We start from the raw sequence: 18,950 nt of genomic DNA on the forward strand, positions 1-18,950 counted from the left end.
AATGCTGCAATTCGAAAACGTTTCCACTTTCTACGGCAAGATCCAGGCCTTGCACAACGTCAACGTGGAAGTGCGCCAGGGTGAGATCGTCACGCTGATCGGCGCCAACGGCGCCGGCAAGTCGACCTTGCTGATGACCTTGTGCGGCTCGCCGCAGGCCCACAGCGGCAGCATCCGCTACATGGGTGAAGAGCTGGTGGGCCAGCAGTCATCGCACATCATGCGCAAGAGCATTGCCGTGGTGCCGGAAGGCCGCCGGGTGTTCTCACGCCTGACCGTGGAGGAAAACCTGGCCATGGGCGGGTTCTTCACCGACAAGGGCGACTACCAGGAGCAGATGGACAAGGTGCTGCACCTGTTCCCTCGTCTCAAGGAGCGCTTCAGCCAGCGCGGCGGCACCATGTCCGGCGGCGAGCAGCAAATGCTCGCCATCGGCAGGGCGCTGATGAGCAAGCCCAAGCTGTTGCTGTTGGACGAACCGTCCCTGGGCCTGGCACCGATCATCATCCAGCAGATCTTCGACATCATCGAACAGCTGCGCAAGGACGGTGTAACGGTGTTCCTCGTGGAGCAGAACGCCAACCAGGCGTTGAAAATCGCCGACCGCGCCTACGTGCTGGAAAACGGCCGGGTGGTGATGCAGGGCACTGGCGAGCAGTTGCTGACCGACCCGAAGGTACGTGAGGCGTACTTGGGCGGTTAACACCCGGTTGCGGCACGAACCGGATCTCAATGTGGGAGGGGGCTTGCCCCCGATGGCGGTACATCAGTCACATGCTCTGTGCCTGACACCCTGCCATCGGGAGCAAGCTCCCTCCCACATTTTTTTGCATTGTTTGAAATTATTTAGTCTGGCCTTGTAACGAACATCCTCCTCCCGCCTCTAGTGGTGCAAGCAGGCATTCAAGCCCGCTCCTCAACCTACTGCTGGAGATCCACCATGACGACCAAACTGTCCGCCGCTTCCCTCGTCCTCGCCCTGAGTTCGGCCTTGAGCCTCTCCGCCCTGACCACCAGCGCCCACGCTGCCGACGACATGCAGAAGTGCTTCGGCGTCGCTGAAGCCGGCAAGAACGATTGCGCCGCCGGTGCCGGCACGTCCTGCGCCGGCACCTCGAAGACCAAGGATCAGGCCAACGCCTGGAAACTTGTCCCGGCCGGCACCTGCACCCAAACCCCAAGCTCCACCTCGCCGACCGGTTTCGGCCAGGAAGCCGCCTTCACCGCCAAGTCCTGAAACCCTGCCTCGCCTGAGTACGGATGATGACGCTTTCACGCCTGCCCACAGTCTCACCGGTTCAGGTGCCCGGCCTCCCCTGTCGGGCTGGGCTGGGGCTGAAGCACGAGCACTTCCAGGAAGTGCTCGATACTTCCCCCGACATCGGTTTTTTTGAAGTGCACGCCGAAAACTACATGGTGGCCGGCGGCCCGTTTCATCACTACCTGGGGTTGATTCGCGAACGTTACCCCCTGTCGTTGCACGGCGTGGGCCTGTCCATCGGTGGCGAAGGCCCGCTCAACCGTGAGCACCTGGGGCGCTTGGCCGTACTGATCGAACGCTACCAACCCCACTCATTTTCCGAACACCTGGCCTGGTCCAGCCACGGCCCGGCGTTTCTCAACGACCTGCTGCCCCTGGCTTATGACGCCGCCACCTTGAGTCGGGTATGCGAGCACGTCGACCAGGTACAGTGCGCTCTCAAGCGGCCGATGCTGCTGGAGAACCCATCGACCTACCTGCAGTTCCAACGCTCCACCCTGGACGAGACCGACTTCATCGGCGAGATCATCCGCCGCACCGGCTGCGGCCTGCTGTTGGACGTGAACAACGTCTACGTGTCATGCATCAACCACCAGCGCGACCCTCTGGTCTACATCAACGCCTTACCGTTGCGCGCCGTGGGTGAGATTCATCTGGCCGGCTTCGCCGAAGACACCGACAGCCTGGGCGATCGCCTGCTGATCGATGACCACGGCGCGCCCATCGATAACGCAGTGTGGCTGCTATACGAACACGTGCTCGCGCTGATGGGCCCGGTCGCAACACTGATCGAGCGCGACAACCAAGTGCCGGCCTTCAGTGCGTTGTACGCGGAGGCCCAACACGCTGAACGGTATTTATCGCAGGTCCACCCATGAGCCTTCACGACGCCTTTGCCAGCGCCTTGCTGGCGCCCGACCAGCCTTGCCCCCACGGCCTGTTCAGCAGCAACGGGGCCGATCCGGCAAGTCGTTTTGCGGTGTATCGCAACAATGTTCACAGTTCGTTGATCAAGGCGTTGGCAACGGCTTATCCCGTAACGGCGCAATTGGTAGGCGATGAATTTTTCCGCGCCATGGCCGGCATTTTCGTACAGGCATACCCGCCTGCCAGCCCGCTGATCAGCGAGTACGGCAGCACATTCGCCGACTTTATCCAGGGGTTTGAACCGGCCGCCAGCGTGCCTTACCTGGCCGATGTGGCCCGATTGGAACGCTTGCGGGTTCGCGCTTATCACGCAGCGGATACAACCTTGGTAGATCCGCAAACCGTACTGCAGCAACTGAAAGCCCAAGCGACGCTGGGGGCGCTGCATCTGCAACTGCACCCGTCCGTTGGCACATTGAACTCCGCCTACGCAGTGGTTGCGGTATGGGCGGCACACCAGACCGAGGGCGCCCTGGCCACCCTGGATCCCTGGCATGCCCAAGGCGCGCTGGTGTTGCGCCAAGGGTTGAATGTCAAGGTCTTCGCCATCGACGGCGGCTCGGTCGCCTTTATCAATAGCCTGAAACGCGGCTCGGCGCTGGAAATGGCCGTCGCAAATGCCCTCGAGGCCAGCGCCGAGTTCGACCTGCACCAATGCCTCACGCTGCTGATCAACCACAACGCCCTCACTCATCTGCTCCCAGAACAACAGGTATCGCCATGAGCACTTCCGATTCGTGCCTGATCAAACAGGCCATCGCACTTTTCGAGAAAATCCCGTACAGCCTGCTCGCGTTTATTGCGCGCTTCTCCATTGCGGCAGTGTTCTGGAAATCCGGGCAAACCAAGGTCGAAGGCATTGCCATTGACCTGATCAACGGCACGTTCGAACTTGGTATCCCCAGACTCGCCGCCTCGACATTGCCGCTGTTTCGCAGTGAATACCATGTGCCGTTGCTGTCGCCCGAAGTGGCCGCGTACATGGCGGCGTTTGCCGAGCACTTCTTCCCGGTGCTGATCCTGGTGGGCCTGGCCACGCGCTTCTCGGCCCTGGCCTTGATCGGCATGACCCTGGTCATTCAGTTGTTCGTGTACCCGGACGCCTACCCTACCCACGGCACTTGGATTGCGCTGCTGTTGCTGTTGGTCGCCAAAGGGCCGGGCAGCCTGTCCATCGACCACCTGATTGCGCGCCGCTACCGTTAAAGCCGATCCAGTGCCTCGCCGCCGCGCTTGAACCAGTCCACCAGGTAGTCGGCCAATACTTGGGTACGCCTCGGCAGGCCGCCTTGATAAGGATGGACCAGGTACATCGGCATACTCCGCGTCTGGTAATCGCGCAGGAGCCAACGCAATCGACCGTCAGCCAATTCCGTCGGCAGTACGTAGGACGGCAAGCGGGCGATCCCGGCCCCCACCAGGGCAGCCTTCTTCAGCAGGTTGTAATGGTTGGAGGCAAAGGTGCCGCTCACCCTCACCCGCAACAACTCGTGCTGCTGGTGATACAGCCATTCCTCGCGGCCGCTGTAGTGGCTGTTGAGTAAACAGGTGTGCGCCGCAAGATCCCCAGGGGTCAGTGGTTCGCCGTGCTGCTCCAGATAAGCGGGACTGGCACAGGTCATCTCGTGCCAGGCCAGCAGCGGCTTGGCCACCAGACGCTCGTTTTCAATCGCCCCCGAACGCACCCCCAAGTCAAAGCCGTCTCGCGCCAGATCTCGGTAGCTGTTGTTGAGCTCCAGCTCGATCTGCACCTGGGGATAGTGCTTGGAAAACTCCAGCAACAAACCATCGAAGAAGGTTTCCCCTAATGAAACCGGAACCGTCATACGCACAGGCCCGGTCAAATCGTCCTTGAGACGCGCCAATGCCTGACGGGCGCGATCCACCTGCACCACCAGCGCTTGCGCCTGGGGCAACAACGCCGCACCGGCGGCGGTCAGGCTGAGCCTGCGTGTGGTGCGGTGCAACAAGACCACACAGAACTGCGCTTCCAAGTGGCTGATGCGCTTGGACAACTGGCCCTTGCTGCAACCCAGTTGCTCGGCCGCCACGGTAAAACTGCCGGCTTCGATCAATACGGCGAAGGCTGCCAGATCATCCATCTCGCTCATGGACTGTTTCCATTTGAAAACCAAAGGTTGCCTATTAGCACGTTTATCTACCTGAAAAGCCACCCTAGACTTGATGCCTACCCCTACTGTAGGAGAAGGAGCTTGCTCGCGAAAATCGTCAACGATAACGCGGTCAGCCTGGTACACAGCGGCGCTTTTGCGTTTTTCGCGGGCAAGCCCGCTCCTACAGTTCCTGATAAACCCAGAGGAACAGCACCATGAAAATCCTATTGATTGGCGCCGGCGGCACCATCGGCTCGGCAGTCAAGGCCGAACTGGCCCAGCGTCATGAGGTGATCAGCATTGGCCGCAGCAGCGGCGACTTCCAGGTGGATATCAGCGACAGCTCCTCGATCCGCAAACTGTTCGAGCAGACCGGCAAATTCGACGCACTCGTCTGCGCTGCAGGCAACGTGAATTTCGTGGCGCTGGGGGATATGAGCGAAAGCGATTTTGAGCTGGGCTTGCGTGACAAGTTGATGGGGCAGGTCAACCTGCTGTTGATCGGCCGCGAGTATGCCAATGACGGCGCATCGTTCACCTTCACCAGTGGCATTCTCAACCGTGACCCGATCCGTACTGGCGCTTCGGCTGCGCTGGTCAATGGCGCGCTGGATGCGTTCGTCAAAGCCACTGCGATCGAACTGCCACGAGGTTTACGCATCAACTCCGTAAGCCCCACGGTCCTGCTGGAAGCCATGGGCAGCTACGCGCCGTACTTCCGTGGCTACAAGCCGGCTGCTGGCGCCGACGTGGCATTGGCCTACGCCAAAAGTGTGGAGGGCTTACAGACCGGTCAAACCTTTACCGTCGGCTGAATGTGAAGTCGGTAAGAAATGCCTGAAGCTGGCGGACGGGGTTGTGATGCAGCGCCAGCCTGCGTAACGTGGCGGCACTTGTCTGGAGACCCGATAATGCGTGCCGCCCGTACCCTCGCCCTGTTTGCCTTGCTTCCTTTGTTCGCCGCGTGCCAGATGTTCGAAAACGAGCCGGCCAAACCGTCTACCGTCGGGCTGACCCGTATGCAGGGTGAACTCACGGCGGTGGGTGGCAAACTGCTGTTCCAGCCGTGCGACGATAAACGCAACTATGTCGTCAACGACACCAGCGGCACCAGCATCCTGCAGGAAGCCGCCTCCCTGGCCGGCCAGCAAGGAGCACTGTTTGCCGACTTGCGTGGCAAGTTCTCTGGCGTCGCCAGCGGCACCCAAGGCAGCGTCGACCTGCAACAGCTCTACCGCGTAGAGCGCTCGACCTCTGCCTGCACCGACCCGGACTTCAAGCGCATGACCCTGCGGGCCAACGGCCACAAGCCGGCCTGGGCCATGAACGTCACCGCCAAGGGCATGGTGCTGGAGCGTGAAGGCCAGCCGCCACTGGCGGTGCCTTATGTCGAAGAGCAAATCGGCGACGGCCGCTTCAACCTGATGACCGAAGCCAACAACCAGCACATCGAACTGTGGGTAGCGCCGCAACGCTGCATCGACAGCGTCAGCGGCAGCCTGCAACACATGACTGCGGAATTGCGCGTCAACGGTCAGGTACAGCGCGGTTGCGCGGCGTTTGGTGGTTCTCGGGACGACTGATTCAGCGCTGCGCTGTTTTAACCTGACGGAAAACCGCCATTGAGGCTTATAATCGCCGGTTTGCAAAACAGCCGGCCTCTTTGTCCGCCGCCTACCGGATCCTGTCATGTTACGAATCACCGAACTCAAGCTGCCCATCGACCATCCCGAAGAAGACCTGCGGCCTGCCATCGTGCAGCGCCTGGGCATCGCCAGTGATGACCTGCTCGATTTCACCCTGTTCAAACGCAGCTACGACGCGCGCAAGAAGTCGTCGGAGCTGTGCTTCATCTACACCATCGACCTTAACGTGAAGGGTGAGGCCGCCCTGCTGCTCAAGTTTGCCGATGACCGCAACGTCAACCCGGCGCCGGACGTCAGCTACAAGGTAGTGGGCCAGGCCCCGGAAGGCTTGGTCGAACGGCCTGTGGTCGTCGGTTTTGGCCCGTGCGGTATCTTCGCCGGGCTGTTGCTGGCACAGATGGGCTTCAAGCCGATCATCCTCGAACGCGGCAAGGAAGTACGCCAGCGCACCAAGGACACCTGGGGCCTGTGGCGCAAAAGCGTGCTCAACCCCGAGTCCAACGTGCAGTTCGGTGAAGGCGGCGCCGGGACCTTCTCCGACGGCAAGCTCTACAGCCAGATCAAGGACCCGAAATTCCACGGCCGCAAAGTCCTGCACGAGTTCGTCAAGGCCGGCGCGCCGGAAGAAATCCTCTACGTCAGCAAGCCGCACATCGGCACCTTCCGCCTGACCGGCGTGGTGGAAAACATGCGCGAGCAGATCATCGCCCTGGGCGGTGAAGTGCGCTTCGAGCAACGGGTGACCGACGTGCTGATCGAAGACGGCCAGTTGAATGGCGTGGTCATCGACGGTGGTGAGCAGATCCTCTCCAAGCATGTGATCCTGACCCTCGGCCACAGCGCCCGCGACACCTTCCGCATGCTCCACGGCCGTGGTGTATACATGGAAGCCAAACCGTTCTCGGTGGGTTTCCGGATCGAACACCCGCAATCGCTGATCGACGCCGCGCGCCTGGGCAAATATGCCGGGCACCCAAAGCTGGGCGCCGCCGACTACAAGCTGGTGCACCACGCCAAGAACGGCCGTTCGGTCTACAGCTTCTGCATGTGCCCGGGTGGCACCGTGGTGGCCGCGACCTCCGAGCCGAACCGTGTGGTGACCAACGGCATGAGCCAGTACTCGCGTAACGAGCGCAATGCCAACTCCGGCATCGTGGTCGGCATCACGCCGGAAGTGGATTACCCAGGCGGCCCGCTGGCGGGTATCGAGTTGCAGGAGCGCCTGGAGTCCCACGCCTACATCCTCGGCGGCAGCAACTACGAGGCCCCGGCACAGTTGGTCGGCGACTTTATCGCCGGTAAGCCGTCCACGGCCATCGGCAGTGTGGAACCGTCCTACAAGCCAGGTGTGTCCCTGGGGGACCTGGCGCTGGCCTTGCCGGACTTCGCCATCGAAGCGATCCGCGAAGCACTGCCGGCGTTCGAGAAGCAGATCAAGGGCTACTCGCTGCACGATGCCGTGTTGACCGGTATCGAGACGCGCACCTCGTCGCCGCTGCGGATTACCCGTGACGAATCGATGCAGAGCTTGAACGTGAAAGGCCTGTTCCCGGCCGGTGAAGGCGCTGGCTATGCGGGCGGGATTCTGTCGGCCGGTGTTGACGGGATTCGGATTGCCGAGGCGTTGGCGCGGGATATGCTCGGCATCGAGGCCTGAGAACAGCGCAAATTAAATGTGGAGGGGGCAAGCCCCCTCCCACATTGGTTTTGCGTTGTATCAGATATTCGCGCGCAGGATGTCGGCTGGCAATGGCTCGCCCTGCTCCACGCTGGCCGCAACGGCCGTGATCAACCCCTCGAGCGCATAGCCCTGCCCCGCCAACCACGCCTGATCGTAATAGGTCGTTGCATACCGCTCGCCCCCATCACACAAGATCGCCACGATCGAACCTGACTGCCCCGCCGCTTTCATCTGCTGCGCCGCCACCAATGCGCCAATCAGGTTGGTCCCGCTGGAACCGCCGACTCGCCGCCCCAGGCGTTCAGCCAGGTAATGCATGGCCGCCAGCGACAGCGCATCCGGCACCTTGACCATCGCATCAATCACGTTGGGTAGAAACGACGCCTCGACCCGTGGCCGGCCAATGCCTTCGATACGCGAACCGCAGTCCAGGCGCAGGCTGGCGTCGCCGCTCCGGTAGAAATCGAAAAACACCGAGCGCTCGGCATCGGCACACAACACGCGGGTGCAGTGCTGGCGATAACGCACATAACGGCCCAGCGTCGCGGTGGTGCCGCCGGTACCGGGGCTGGAAATCAACCAGCTCGGTTCCGGGTGCTGCTCAAAGCGCATCTGCTGGAAGATCGACTCGGCGATGTTGTTGTTCGCCCGCCAGTCGGTGGCACGCTCGGCATAAGTGAACTGATCCATGAAATGACCGCCGCTTTCCTGCGCCAAGCGTTCGGACTCGGCGTAGATCTGCGTGGGATCCTGTACCAGATGGCTCTTGCCGCCGTAGAACGCAATCTGCGCGATCTTTTCCTGGGATGTCGTGGCGGGCATCACCGCAATGAACGGCACCCCGAGCAGCCGGGCAAAGTACGCTTCGGAAATCGCCGTCGACCCGCTGGATGCTTCAATCACCGGTGCGCCCGGCTTGAGCCAACCATTACACAGCGCGTACAGGAACAGCGAACGGGCCAGCCGATGTTTCAGGCTGCCGGTGGGGTGGCTGGATTCATCCTTGAAGTACAACTCGATGCCCGGCAGGCCCGGTAGCGGTAACGGAATCAGATGCGTGTCAGCGCTGCGCTGGAAGTCCGCTTCAATGATGCGAATGGCTTCGCGGGCCCAGGGACGGTGGTCGCTCATGAGGGAGATCTCTAAGGATTTCAGCACCAAGCTTAGGATGTTTCCAACACTGCACACAGATACAGTGACGACTCAATTGGACACACAATTGCTAGGCTTTGACGCTACGCCACCCTAGCGCATCTCTTATAACAAATAAGAATATAACTTTTGTTTTAACAACTAACGGTACGGGTTAGGGTACCCACCTGTTGAACCTGGATTGGAGAGCATCCCTTGCCTCTGCGTAGCACTTTCACCCGTTTTTTCCAGCTGGAAGCCGCCAGCGGCCTGTTGTTGATCGCCGCTGCCGCCTTGGCGCTGATCATCAACAACTCTCCGTTGTCGCACCTGTATGGCGCATTTCTCGACGTGCCGGTGGTAGCCCAGATCGGCGCGCTGCAAATCGCCAAGCCCGCGCTGCTGTGGATCAACGATGGCCTGATGGCCCTGTTCTTTCTGCTGATCGGCCTGGAGGTCAAGCGCGAGCTGCTTGACGGTCACCTGTCCAAGCCTTCGCAAGTGGTGCTGCCCGGCGCAGCCGCCATCGGCGGTATGGTGGTGCCGGCGCTGATCTACTGGGCCATCAACAAGGACTACCCCGCCGCCCTCTCCGGCTGGGCAATCCCGATGGCCACCGACATCGCCTTCGCACTGGGCGTCCTGGCACTGCTGGGCAAGCGGGTGCCGGTGTCCTTGAAGCTGTTCCTGATGACCCTGGCCATCATCGACGACCTTGGCGCGATCATTGTTATTGCAGTGTTCTATTCCGCCGACCTGTCCGGTGCAGCCCTGGCCGGCGCGGGCGCCTGCCTGGTTGCCTTGATTGCAATGAATCGCCTGGGCGTGATCAAGCTCATGCCCTACCTGATCATCGGCCTGATCCTGTGGGTGTGCGTACTCAAGAGCGGCGTGCACGCCACCCTGGCCGGCGTGACCCTGGCGTTCTGCATCCCGATGCGCACCAAAAATGCTGAACCCTCGCCGCTGCTCACGCTGGAACACGCCCTGCATCCGTGGGTGGCCTACGGCATCCTGCCGCTGTTCGCCTTTGCCAACGCCGGTGTGTCACTCACCGGGGTCAGCCTGGAAAGCTTCACCCACCACGTGCCCATGGGCATTGCCGCCGGCCTGCTGATCGGCAAGACCGTCGGTGTGTTCGGCTTCACCTGGCTGGCCATCAAGACCGGCCTCGCAGCACTGCCGGGCGGCGCCAACTGGGGCCAGGTCTTCGGCGTGGCAATCCTGTGCGGCATCGGCTTCACCATGAGCCTGTTTGTCGGCTCCCTGGCGTTTGTGCCGGGTGCCAGTGAGTTTGCCGGGGAGGATCGAATGGGGATTCTGACCGGGTCGATACTCGCGGCGTGTATCGGGTATGTAGTGACGGCGATGGCGAGTCGCAAAAAAGCCTGAGCCGACTGAAACGCAGCCCATAAAAAACCCCAACCGGTCACCCGGTTGGGGTTTTTCTTTTGCCTGCGGCTTACCGGTCAGCGAGTAACGCGGCTGGTGCCATCAACGGTCATGATGCGTACGCGATCACCGATGCGGAAGATTTCATTTTCCTGCACGGCTTGTACGTAGGCGCGCATGCTGCCGTCGTCTTCGCGAACGGTGATTTCCACGCCCTGGGTGCGGGTCAGGCCTTCTTCGGTGGCCGAGCCCAACAGGCCGCCAGCCACGGCGCCGATCACGGCAGTCACGATACTGCCACGGCCACCGCCGATGGCGCTGCCGCCAACACCGCCGATCACCGCACCAGCAGCGCCGCCGATTGGGGTCTTGGTGCCTTCGATTTTCACCGGGCGCAGGGATTCGATGGTACCCATGCGCACGGTCTGTACACGACGCGCTTCGTCACGGGAGTACGAGTCGCCGGTCAGACTCGAAGCGCAGCCGCCCAGCAGAAGCGACAGGGTGGTAAAGCAGGCAACCAGTAAAACGGACTTACGCATAGCATCAACTCCAAAGGACAGGTATTCATTAAACGCTGCGGCTTGACGCCTGTCACGGCAAGCCAGGCAGAAAATTGCTTTCATTCAGCCTCAGTACAGAGACCTCATACCAGAGATACCGACCAACGGTACCACTCTCATCGTAACCAGGAACTTCATGGACTATTTCATCATTGTAGTCATTACCGTCGCCGGCCTGTACTTCCATGGCTGGTTGTACCTGCGTATCAAACGCTGGATAGACCGCGACCTGGCACTCTCCCTGGCGGGCGAAGACCTGCACAAGCGCGCCTATATGTTGCAACAACTGGAGCAGGCTCGGGCGTCTAAGATCAAGCGAGGCGACTTGCCGCAGTGGCTGAAGAACGCCGCACAGCACTACACAGCCGAAGCCTCTTCAACAGAGACTTCGGTGTGATCGACATCATTCCAGTGGGATGACGAAAGGTGCCGCTCAGGGCGCCAGGCGCTCGCGGGACCATTCGGTCCCTTGCAGGCGGTAGTTCAGGCGATCATGCAGGCGGCTGGCGCGGCCTTGCCAGAACTCGATACGCTCCGGCAACAGGCGATAGCCTCCCCAATGCTCGGGGCAATCGGGCTGGGTATCGCTGAAACGCTGTTCGGTGGCCTTGAGCAGGTCCTGGAGTTCTTCACGGTCGCGAATGACCTGGCTCTGCGGAGAGGCCCAGGCGCCTAAACGACTGCCCAGGGGGCGGACCTGATAATAAGCGTCGGACTCCTCAGGCGTGACCTTGACCACCCGCCCTTCAATGCGCACCTGGCGTTCCAGGGTCGGCCAGAAGAACGTCATGGCCGCAAACGGCCGCGCCGCGAGCTGTTCACCCTTGGCACTCTGATAGTTGGTGAAGAAGGTAAAGCCCTGCGCATCCAGGCCCTTGAGCAGCAGGATGCGGCAGTGCGGGCGACCGTCCTGGTCGACCGTAGCCAGGGTCATGGCATTGGCTTCCACCGGTGGCTGCTCGGTTTTCACCGCATCGGCAAACCACTGGTGGAACAACGCAAACGGCTCGTTCGGGGCCTGGGCCTCGCTCAAACCGTCCCGTGTGTAGTCACGGCGCATATCGGCCAGTGCCTGAGTCATGCGGCTTTATCCTCGTGGTTCAGCGGATCAGTTTTTCGCCTGGTCGTTCGCAGCCGGTGTAGCCGCCTTGGCTTTGGCCGGGGCCGGTTTCTTGGCAGCTGGCTTGGCCGGGGCTTTTTTAGCCGCTGGCTTGGCAGCCGCTTTTTTAGCGGCGGGTGCCTTTTTAGCCGGGGCCTTGGCGGCCGGGGCCGGGGCTGGAACGTTCTGCACCGCAACCATTTCGGCTACAGGCGGAGTCTTGCCCGACTGATACTTGCTCAACAGCGCCAGCATGGTCGTGCGCTGGGTGAACATGATTTCCATGCGACGGTTCAAGGCACGGCCCTGTGTGCTGTCGTTGGCGGCACGCGGCATCAGGTCACCCATGCCACGCAGCATCAGGCGGTCCTGTTTCAAGCCACTGAGGCTGAAGATCGAGGCAATGGACTGCGCGCGTTCCCTGGTCAACGCCTGGCTGGCAGGCGCGGTACCAGTGGCATCCACGTGTCCCAGGACCAGCACGGCGGTTTTGGGATCGGATTCAACCGCCTTGGCGACGCGAGTAAACGGACCCAGGGTAACCGGCAGCAGCATTGCTGGGCGTTTCGGGTTGTAGGAGCCGTCTACCGGAGCAATCACGACGAGCACGTTGTCGCGACGTTCCAGTTGCAGGTTGCTGTCCTTGATGGCGGCGCGCAGGCGCGGCTCATAGTCGTCCAACCAGGCCTGGGTGACTTTCGGGTCAGGCATCGGCACATTGGTCACGTCGACCTTGGCCAATGGCTTGGGTTTGCTTTCGAACGGCCACCACCAGTGGGTTTCGCTGTCGGTCTTGGCGACGGCAGGCGCGGCGGCTGGAGCCGGGGTCGCGGCCTTGAGGTCGGCTTTCAGGTCAGCCTTGGCATCAGCGGCCTTCTCGTCAGCGCTCTTGGAGGAGAACGGCCACCAGCTCGAACCGGTGTCAGCCTTGGCGGCCGGCGCTGGCGCGGCGGCAACAGGCGCAGCAGCTGCGGCTACAGGTGCGGCAGGCTTGGCGCCTGCAGCGGGTTTGGCATCCGGCTTGGCGTCGGTTTGGGTCACTGCGTCCTTGGTAGTGGCCTTATCCGACCCAAATGACCACCAATGCCCGCCCTCGGCATCATTTTGTGGAGTTTGTGCGCAACCGGTAATAGTGAGGCAAAGCGCCAGTGCCAAGGACTTGTTCGATAACATGAGATATCCACAAAATGAGAAAAGAAACGGGGGTCTCGATGACCCGTTAAACAGACGCTTACAGAACATTAAAGTTACATCATTTCGTTCAGCGTCTTCTTATAGTTGCCTTTGTAACAAAAAAATGTGAAACAGCAAGGGGTTTACAGACAACCGGCCAATATTCTGACCAACTTCTGTGCCCGTGGGTCCATAAGTACATAAGGCCCCAATGTATTAGTCACGAAACCAAACGCTACATCATGCTCAGGGTCGGCAAAACCCACCGAACCACCGGCGCCTGGATGCCCGAACGCACGGGCGCCAAGGCCAAACGTAGCATTGGGCAACTGTGGTTGATCCAACATGCAGCCCAGCCCGAAGCGGGTTTGTGTCAATAATGTTTTATCCGGCCCGATACTGTGTTCACGGGTCAATTCTTCGAGCATGTCGGCTTCCAACAAACTACCGTCCAACAAACCACTATAAAAACCGGCCAGGCTACGCGCATTACCGTGACCATTTGCCGCCGGCTGCTGCATGCGTCGCCATTCAGGTTTATTAGTACTGGTGAGAATAGATGGAGGATTGGCAAATGCCCGCGTCGTCATGGCGGTGGGCTCGCGCATCATTACTTGCAGTAAACGTTGCGCGGCTTCATCGCCCATATTGCCTTTGCTGCGCGCAATATGTGCAACACGATAAAACTCTTCGTCGGCCAGGCCCACGTGAAAGTCCAGCCCCAGCGGCCGTGCCACACGCGCCACAATGGACTCACCCGGCCCACGCCCATCGGCGCGGCGCAGCAATTCGCCGACCAGCCAACCGTAGGTGATCGCCTCGTAGCCATGACCCTGGCCCGGCGTCCACCACGGGGCTTCGGCGGCCAGGGTATCGACCATCAATTGCCAGTCATACAAGGCTTCGGCGGGCAGCATCTCGCGGATTGCCGGCAACCCGGCCTGGTGGCAGAGCAACTGGCGCAGGGTGATGCTTTCCTTGCCGGCGGCGGCAAACTCAGGCCAGTACTTGGCCACTGGCGCGTCCAATTGCAACTTGCCCTCGGCCACCAGTTGCAGGGCCGTGACGGCGGTGAAGGTCTTGGTGCAGGAAAACAGGTTGACGATGGTGTCGCTGTGCCAGGCCTCGGTACCGTCCTTGTCGGCGGTACCGGCCCACAGGTCAACGACGGTTTCGCCGCCGATCTGGATGCAGAGCCCGGCGCCACGCTCCTGCGGGTCATCGAATAACGCGGCAAACGCTTCACGCACCGCTTCGAACCGGAGCTCGTAATGACCCTGAACCTGCACCTAAGCCCCCTCGGAAAACACCGTAAAAAGTGGCCGACATTGTTCCAGCCATTATGGAGTTTGTGAACCCATCAACGATGAATCAATGACCATTTCCCGAATGCCCACCGGCGTGTCCGGCGCCCTGCCCCGGGCCTTTGCCATCACGCCCTGGATTGCTGCCTTCGCTTTCATGAACCGTGCTGGCGGCCTTGGCCTTTTCCGCTTCCTTACCCAGTTGATCCACCGCCGCCAGGTTGCTTCTGCGCACACTGTCGACAAAACCCTGGAACGGTACGTCAGTGATGCCCACCAGGCCGAAGTGGCCGTTTTCACCGTCCAGCAACCGGCCGGTCACTGGCTGATCCAGGTACTGGAACCAATGCACGCCGACAATTGACGGCTCGGCCATGGCTTGCTTGAGGAAGTTGGCATATGCCGCGCTACGCTCTTCTTCCCTGGCCAACTGGGTCACGCCGCCCCAGAACGGGCCACGGTCCGCAGAGCCGAAGTTGAATTCAGTGATCAACACCGGTTTGTCCAGTGCACGAAGCGCGGCAAAGTCATAGCCATCCTGGGGTTTGAGCGTGTACATGTTGAAGCTCAGCACATCGCAATACTGCGCACACGACGCCACGGCCTCCGGCGTACTCACCGCATAACGCCCGCCCAGCAGCAGTTGGTTGGGGGCGTGCCATTTCAGCGAGTCGGAGATGGTCTTGAAGTAGGCATCGGCAAAGGTCTTCTGGAAGTATTTGAAGTCAGCTTCGATTTCCGGGTGTTCCGGGTTGGGCATCGGCGGCTCGAAGCCTGGATCTTCCATCAACTCCCACCCCGCCAACTCGATGCCCCAGGCTTTCGACAGGCCTTGCTCGTTGCGGTACTTGTCACGCAATTGCTTGAGGAACGCGCGCTTGGCCGGCACGTCGGTGGTCATGCGCAAGGTGCCGTAGGCCAGGGCGTAGCGGGATTTCGGATCATCGCCGGGGCCGGCCCAGGCCAGTTCGTTATCGGCAAAGAAGCCGATCAGCCAGGGATCGTCGCGGTGGTCGCGGGCGGCGATAGCCACCGCGCGCTCGGTCGCCATGGCGAAACGCGGATCGAACGGATCGGGCATGCCGCCCCACCAGTCGGTGCCGGTGCTGATGCTGGCGTAGTCGCCGACGATCGACAACGGCAAGGTGTACGGTACACGGTCGGCACTGGCCAACGCGCCGTCGCTCCAGTTGCCGACGGTATTGAAACCCCAGGCTTGCAGGCGATCAAGGGTGTGGGTCACCCAGCGTTTCTGGTCAAACCCTTCGCCGCCATAAGTGCGCTGCAGGTTGGCGCCGTAGAAATCGTACCAACGTCCGGCACCAAAGCCACGACCTTCACCCGCACCATTGCCGGTGCGGTTATCGCCGCTGCCGTAATACTTGTCGAAGGGTTCGCCGGCCTTTGGCAGCGCCGCAAACATCCACTCACGACCGGCCACGTAGGTCTGGCTGTTGTCCGGGGCCACGGTATTGACGCCCAGGGAATAGAACGGATGGCCTTCCGGGGTCACCAGGTACCAGCGACCGTCGCGCTTTTCGGTACGGAAAAAGCCACTGGCCTTGAACGCCGGCCCTTTGTTCCAGCCGCCGAACTTGTCCAATGCGGATTTATCACGCGCGGCCAGCCAGCCCTGCAGTTGGGTTTGCTCCTTTGCGGCGGCCGCCTTGAGTTGTTCGTCGCTGCTGACCTTTTCCGGCCAGCGCGCGCGGGTGGACTGGCCATAAGCATCTACCAGTTCGCTATAGGCCGCCTTCAGCACCGGCTCGCTGTCCTGCACACCAAAGCGTTCCAGCAGAATGCTTTGCGCGGCGTTGGGCTTGATCATCGACAGGGTCACCGAGACCACTTGGCTGCGGTCGATTTCGCCAGCGCTGCTGGCCAGCAACACACGCTGGCCGTCCACGGTGATCGGCATCGGCGGGCCGGCCTTCATGCCCTGGCTCAACGGCGAATTGGCTTGCAGCGGTACCAGCAAGGTCTGGGCCGGTCCGGCCGGCAGGTCGATGCGGCTGACCAGGGTCTTGCCATCGCTGCTCTGCACCTTGACGTAGAGGGTCAGCGCCCAGTCCATGGCACTCTGGATACGCAGGCTCATGGCGCCGGACTGCGACCAGTCCCAGGCACCGGTCTGTGGGCTGAGCACCAGGCTCGGCTCGGCGGCCGGATTGAAGGTGATGCGACGCAACACCTCGCCTTCCGGGGTTTGTTCGGCGTTGTATTGCGGCAGGCTGGCGTCCTGGGTCGCCACCTTGACCACATCGGCAGGCCGGACGAAGTTGAACAATGTCTGTTGCCCCGCGGGCGCGGCCATCAAGGGCGCAGTGAACAGCAGGGCAAAAAGGGCGGGCAGCGTGCGAATCATACGAACAAGGTTCTCCCAAACGGCCGGTGAATGGCCTGATGACATAAATCCATAGCAGTGAGATAGACCACGAAGTGGGCGAATTCGCCCACGATGGCTTAAGAAATTTCGCGCCGGAACGGCGGCAATGCATTCAGGATCGCCTTGCCGTAGCGCTGGGTAACCAGGCGGCGGTCGAGCAAGGTGATGGTGCCCCGGTCTTCCTCGGTACGCAGCAAGCGACCGCAGGCCTGCACCAGCTTCAAGGAAGCATCCGGCACCGAGATCTCCATGAACGGGTTACCGCCCCGCGCTTCGATCCATTCGGCCAATGCGGCCTCGACCGGATCATCCGGCACCGAGAACGGGATCTTGGCGATCACCACGTGTTCGCAGTAGGCACCGGGCAAGTCCACTCCTTCGGCGAAACTCGCCAGGCCGAACAGCACGCTGGAATCCCCGCCATCGACCCGCGCCTTGTGCTTGTTCAGGGTTTCCTGCTTGGACAGGTTGCCCTGGATAAACACCTGCTTGCGCCAGTCGCGGTCGAGGCCGTCGAACACGTCCTGCATCTGTTTGCGCGACGAGAACAACACCAGGGTGCCGCGCGAACCTTCCACCAAAGAGGGCAGGTCGCGGATGATCGCCGCGGTGTGCGCCGGTGCATCCCGTGGGTCGGCCTTGAGATCGGGCACCCGTAGCACACCGGCGTCGGCATGATGGAACGGGCTTGGCACTACCGCCGTGACGGCCTTTTTCGGCAAGCCCGCGCGCATGCGGAAGCGGTCGAAGGTGCCCAGGGCGGTCAGCGTGGCCGAGGTCACCAGGCAGCCATACGCCACGTTCCATAGGTTGCGCCGTAGCATTTCGGCGGCGAGGATCGGGCTGGCGTTGACCTCGATATCAAACAACGCACCGCTTTCCGACAGGGTCAGCCAGCGGGCCATGGGCGGGTTGTCTTCCGGGTCTTCGACGGTAAAGGCCGTCCACAACTCCCAGTTGCCCTGGGAACGGGACAACAGGCTGCCGAACAGCGGGTACCACTCCTCGGCCTGGTTGCTGGCGATGCCGATGTTGACCTCACCGTCCATGCCTTCCTTGAGCAGGTCGGTCAGGCGGGTGAACAGGTCGGTGAGGCGCGAAAAGCCTTTCTTCAGTTCGATGCCCATTTCGCGCATATGCTCAGGAATCATCCCGCCGACAAAGCGGTGGCGCGGGCGCTCACGGCCTTCCACATCCTCACCGGGCTTGAAGTCGGCCACCTGTTCGCAGGCGCTGAACATGAACTGTTGCTGGGTCTTGATCTCCCGCGCCAGCTCCGGCACCTGTTCGATCAGCTTGCCCAAATCGCCGGGCAGTGGGTGCTGGGCGAGCAATTTAGTCAAATTCTTCGCGGTGGTTTCCAGCCAGTCGGCGGTGGAGCGCAGGCGCGTGTAGTGGGCGAAGTGGCCGATGGCCTTGTCGGGCAGGTGATGGCCTTCGTCGAATACATAGAGGGTGTCGCGCGGGTCCGGCAGTACCGCGCCGCCGCCCAAGGCCAGGTCAGCCAGCACCATGTCATGGTTGGTAACGATCACGTCAACCTTGCCCATGCCTTCGCGGGCCTTGTAGAAGGCGCACTGGCCGAAGTTGGGGCAATGACGGTTGGTGCACTGGCTGTGGTCGGTGGTCAGGCGCGCCCAGTCGGCATCTTCGAGGGCCGTGGGCCAACTGTCGCGATCGCCGTCCCATTTATTGCCCGCCAGCTTTTCGATCATGCTGGTAAACAGCTTCTGGCTGACCTCATCCACCTCGATCTTGAAGCCTTCTTCCTCGAACAGCGACGCCGTGGCAGTTTGTGCATGGCCTTCCTGCAGCAGCACGTCGAGCTTGGACAGGCACATGTAGCGGCCACGGCCCTTGGCCAGGGCGAAGGTAAAGTTCAGGCCGCTGTTGCGCATCAGGTCGGGCAGGTCTTTGTAGACGATTTGCTCTTGCAGGGCGACGGTGGCGGTGGCGATCACCAGGCGCTTGCCGGCGGCCTTGGCAGTAGGGATCGCAGCCAGGCTGTAGGCCACGGTCTTGCCGGTACCGGTGCCGGCTTCGACGGCGACGACGGCGGGCTCACCTTCGCGGCGGCCTTCGTCATCGGTGTCGATATCCCCGAGGACCTTGGCCACTTCGGCGATCATCAGGCGTTGGCCGTAGCGCGGTTTCAAGCTCTTGGCTTCGAGAAAACGCGTATAGGCGCCCTGGATCGTGGTTTTGAGTTCAGTGCTGATCATGGATAGTCGGGCGCAAAAAACGCTGGATAAATTTTCAGTGGTTCGGATCGG

Annotated in this window: 18 protein-coding genes; 10 read left to right on the forward strand and 8 right to left on the reverse strand. The window is 61.4% G+C overall.

Going from position 1 to position 18,950, the window contains the following annotated elements:
- The first annotated feature begins 1 nt into the window (after position 1).
- The 5 genes from HDC32_RS13670 to HDC32_RS13690 all read left to right on the forward strand — a co-directional run bounded on the left by HDC32_RS13670 (position 2) and on the right by HDC32_RS13690 (position 3,394).
- The gene (locus HDC32_RS13670; RefSeq protein ID WP_131697199.1) at positions 2-703 is read left to right on the forward strand and encodes an ABC transporter ATP-binding protein; all 702 of its coding nucleotides are present in this window, start codon (positions 2-4) and stop codon (positions 701-703) included.
- Between the two features lie 237 nt (positions 704-940).
- Positions 941-1,237, forward strand: coding sequence for a DUF2282 domain-containing protein (locus HDC32_RS13675; RefSeq protein WP_092356485.1), 297 nt, complete (start codon positions 941-943; stop codon positions 1,235-1,237).
- A 23-nt stretch (positions 1,238-1,260) separates the two neighbouring features.
- Positions 1,261-2,139, forward strand: coding sequence for a DUF692 domain-containing protein (locus HDC32_RS13680; protein WP_131697200.1), 879 nt, complete (start codon positions 1,261-1,263; stop codon positions 2,137-2,139).
- On the forward strand, positions 2,136-2,912 hold the full coding sequence (locus tag HDC32_RS13685; RefSeq protein ID WP_167654868.1) for a DNA-binding domain-containing protein: 777 nt from the start codon (positions 2,136-2,138) through the stop codon (positions 2,910-2,912). Before HDC32_RS13680 ends, HDC32_RS13685 begins: the two co-directional genes overlap by 4 nt.
- Complete coding sequence (locus HDC32_RS13690; RefSeq protein WP_131697202.1) at positions 2,909-3,394, forward strand: DoxX family protein; 486 nt, start codon at positions 2,909-2,911, stop codon at positions 3,392-3,394. Before HDC32_RS13685 ends, HDC32_RS13690 begins: the two co-directional genes overlap by 4 nt.
- On the opposite strand, the gene HDC32_RS13695 is transcribed toward HDC32_RS13690, so the two are convergent.
- Positions 3,391-4,299: a LysR family transcriptional regulator gene (locus tag HDC32_RS13695; RefSeq protein ID WP_184744421.1), complete on the reverse strand. Its 909-nt coding sequence runs from the start codon at positions 4,297-4,299 to the stop codon at positions 3,391-3,393. The two genes, HDC32_RS13690 and HDC32_RS13695, sit on opposite strands and share 4 nt — an antisense overlap.
- 218 nt (positions 4,300-4,517) lie before the next feature.
- Between HDC32_RS13695 and HDC32_RS13700 the strand changes: the two genes are divergently transcribed.
- The 3 genes from HDC32_RS13700 to HDC32_RS13710 all read left to right on the forward strand — a co-directional run bounded on the left by HDC32_RS13700 (position 4,518) and on the right by HDC32_RS13710 (position 7,605).
- Positions 4,518-5,117, forward strand: coding sequence for a short chain dehydrogenase (locus tag HDC32_RS13700; protein ID WP_131697204.1), 600 nt, complete (start codon positions 4,518-4,520; stop codon positions 5,115-5,117).
- Between the two features lie 96 nt (positions 5,118-5,213).
- A complete protein-coding gene (locus tag HDC32_RS13705) occupies positions 5,214-5,885 on the forward strand; it encodes a COG3650 family protein (RefSeq protein WP_145334984.1) in 672 nt (223 codons plus the stop codon).
- 106 nt (positions 5,886-5,991) lie between these two features.
- Positions 5,992-7,605, forward strand: coding sequence for an NAD(P)/FAD-dependent oxidoreductase (locus HDC32_RS13710; protein ID WP_184744423.1), 1,614 nt, complete (start codon positions 5,992-5,994; stop codon positions 7,603-7,605).
- A 60-nt stretch (positions 7,606-7,665) separates the two neighbouring features.
- Here the strand turns inward: HDC32_RS13710 and HDC32_RS13715 are convergent, their stop codons facing one another.
- Positions 7,666-8,760, reverse strand: a complete 1,095-nt coding sequence (locus HDC32_RS13715; protein ID WP_131697207.1) for a PLP-dependent cysteine synthase family protein — start codon at positions 8,758-8,760, stop codon at positions 7,666-7,668.
- A 216-nt stretch (positions 8,761-8,976) separates the two neighbouring features.
- Here HDC32_RS13715 and nhaA point away from each other — a divergent pair, with 216 nt between their 5' ends.
- Positions 8,977-10,152, forward strand: coding sequence for a Na+/H+ antiporter NhaA (gene nhaA, locus HDC32_RS13720; RefSeq protein ID WP_184744425.1), 1,176 nt, complete (start codon positions 8,977-8,979; stop codon positions 10,150-10,152).
- Between the two features lie 77 nt (positions 10,153-10,229).
- Here the strand turns inward: nhaA and HDC32_RS13725 are convergent, their stop codons facing one another.
- Complete coding sequence (locus HDC32_RS13725; protein ID WP_003189251.1) at positions 10,230-10,694, reverse strand: glycine zipper 2TM domain-containing protein; 465 nt, start codon at positions 10,692-10,694, stop codon at positions 10,230-10,232.
- Positions 10,695-10,851: 157 nt separating this feature from the next.
- On the opposite strand from HDC32_RS13725, the gene HDC32_RS13730 reads away from it, so the two are divergent.
- Positions 10,852-11,112, forward strand: coding sequence for a hypothetical protein (locus HDC32_RS13730; RefSeq protein ID WP_184744427.1), 261 nt, complete (start codon positions 10,852-10,854; stop codon positions 11,110-11,112).
- Between the two features lie 36 nt (positions 11,113-11,148).
- On the opposite strand, the gene pdxH is transcribed toward HDC32_RS13730, so the two are convergent.
- The 5 genes from pdxH to dinG all read right to left on the reverse strand — a co-directional run bounded on the left by pdxH (position 11,149) and on the right by dinG (position 18,899).
- Positions 11,149-11,796 (reverse strand): pyridoxamine 5'-phosphate oxidase, encoded by a 648-nt coding sequence (gene pdxH / locus HDC32_RS13735; RefSeq protein WP_145334988.1) that lies wholly within the window; start codon positions 11,794-11,796, stop codon positions 11,149-11,151.
- 27 nt (positions 11,797-11,823) lie between these two features.
- Positions 11,824-12,987 (reverse strand): OmpA family protein, encoded by a 1,164-nt coding sequence (locus tag HDC32_RS13740; RefSeq protein WP_184744429.1) that lies wholly within the window; start codon positions 12,985-12,987, stop codon positions 11,824-11,826.
- Between the two features lie 143 nt (positions 12,988-13,130).
- Complete coding sequence (locus HDC32_RS13745; protein ID WP_184744431.1) at positions 13,131-14,276, reverse strand: serine hydrolase domain-containing protein; 1,146 nt, start codon at positions 14,274-14,276, stop codon at positions 13,131-13,133.
- Positions 14,277-14,358: 82 nt separating this feature from the next.
- Positions 14,359-16,656 carry a beta-galactosidase gene (locus HDC32_RS13750; protein WP_184744433.1) on the reverse strand — a complete coding sequence of 766 codons (2,298 nt, stop codon included), beginning with the start codon at positions 16,654-16,656 and terminating at the stop codon, positions 14,359-14,361.
- 98 nt (positions 16,657-16,754) lie between these two features.
- Complete coding sequence (gene dinG, locus HDC32_RS13755; protein ID WP_027604440.1) at positions 16,755-18,899, reverse strand: ATP-dependent DNA helicase DinG; 2,145 nt, start codon at positions 18,897-18,899, stop codon at positions 16,755-16,757.
- Between the last annotated feature and the right edge of the window lie 51 nt (positions 18,900-18,950).

It is taken from the genome of Pseudomonas sp. JAI120, assembly GCF_014207255.1.
Taxonomy (GTDB): domain Bacteria; phylum Pseudomonadota; class Gammaproteobacteria; order Pseudomonadales; family Pseudomonadaceae; genus Aquipseudomonas.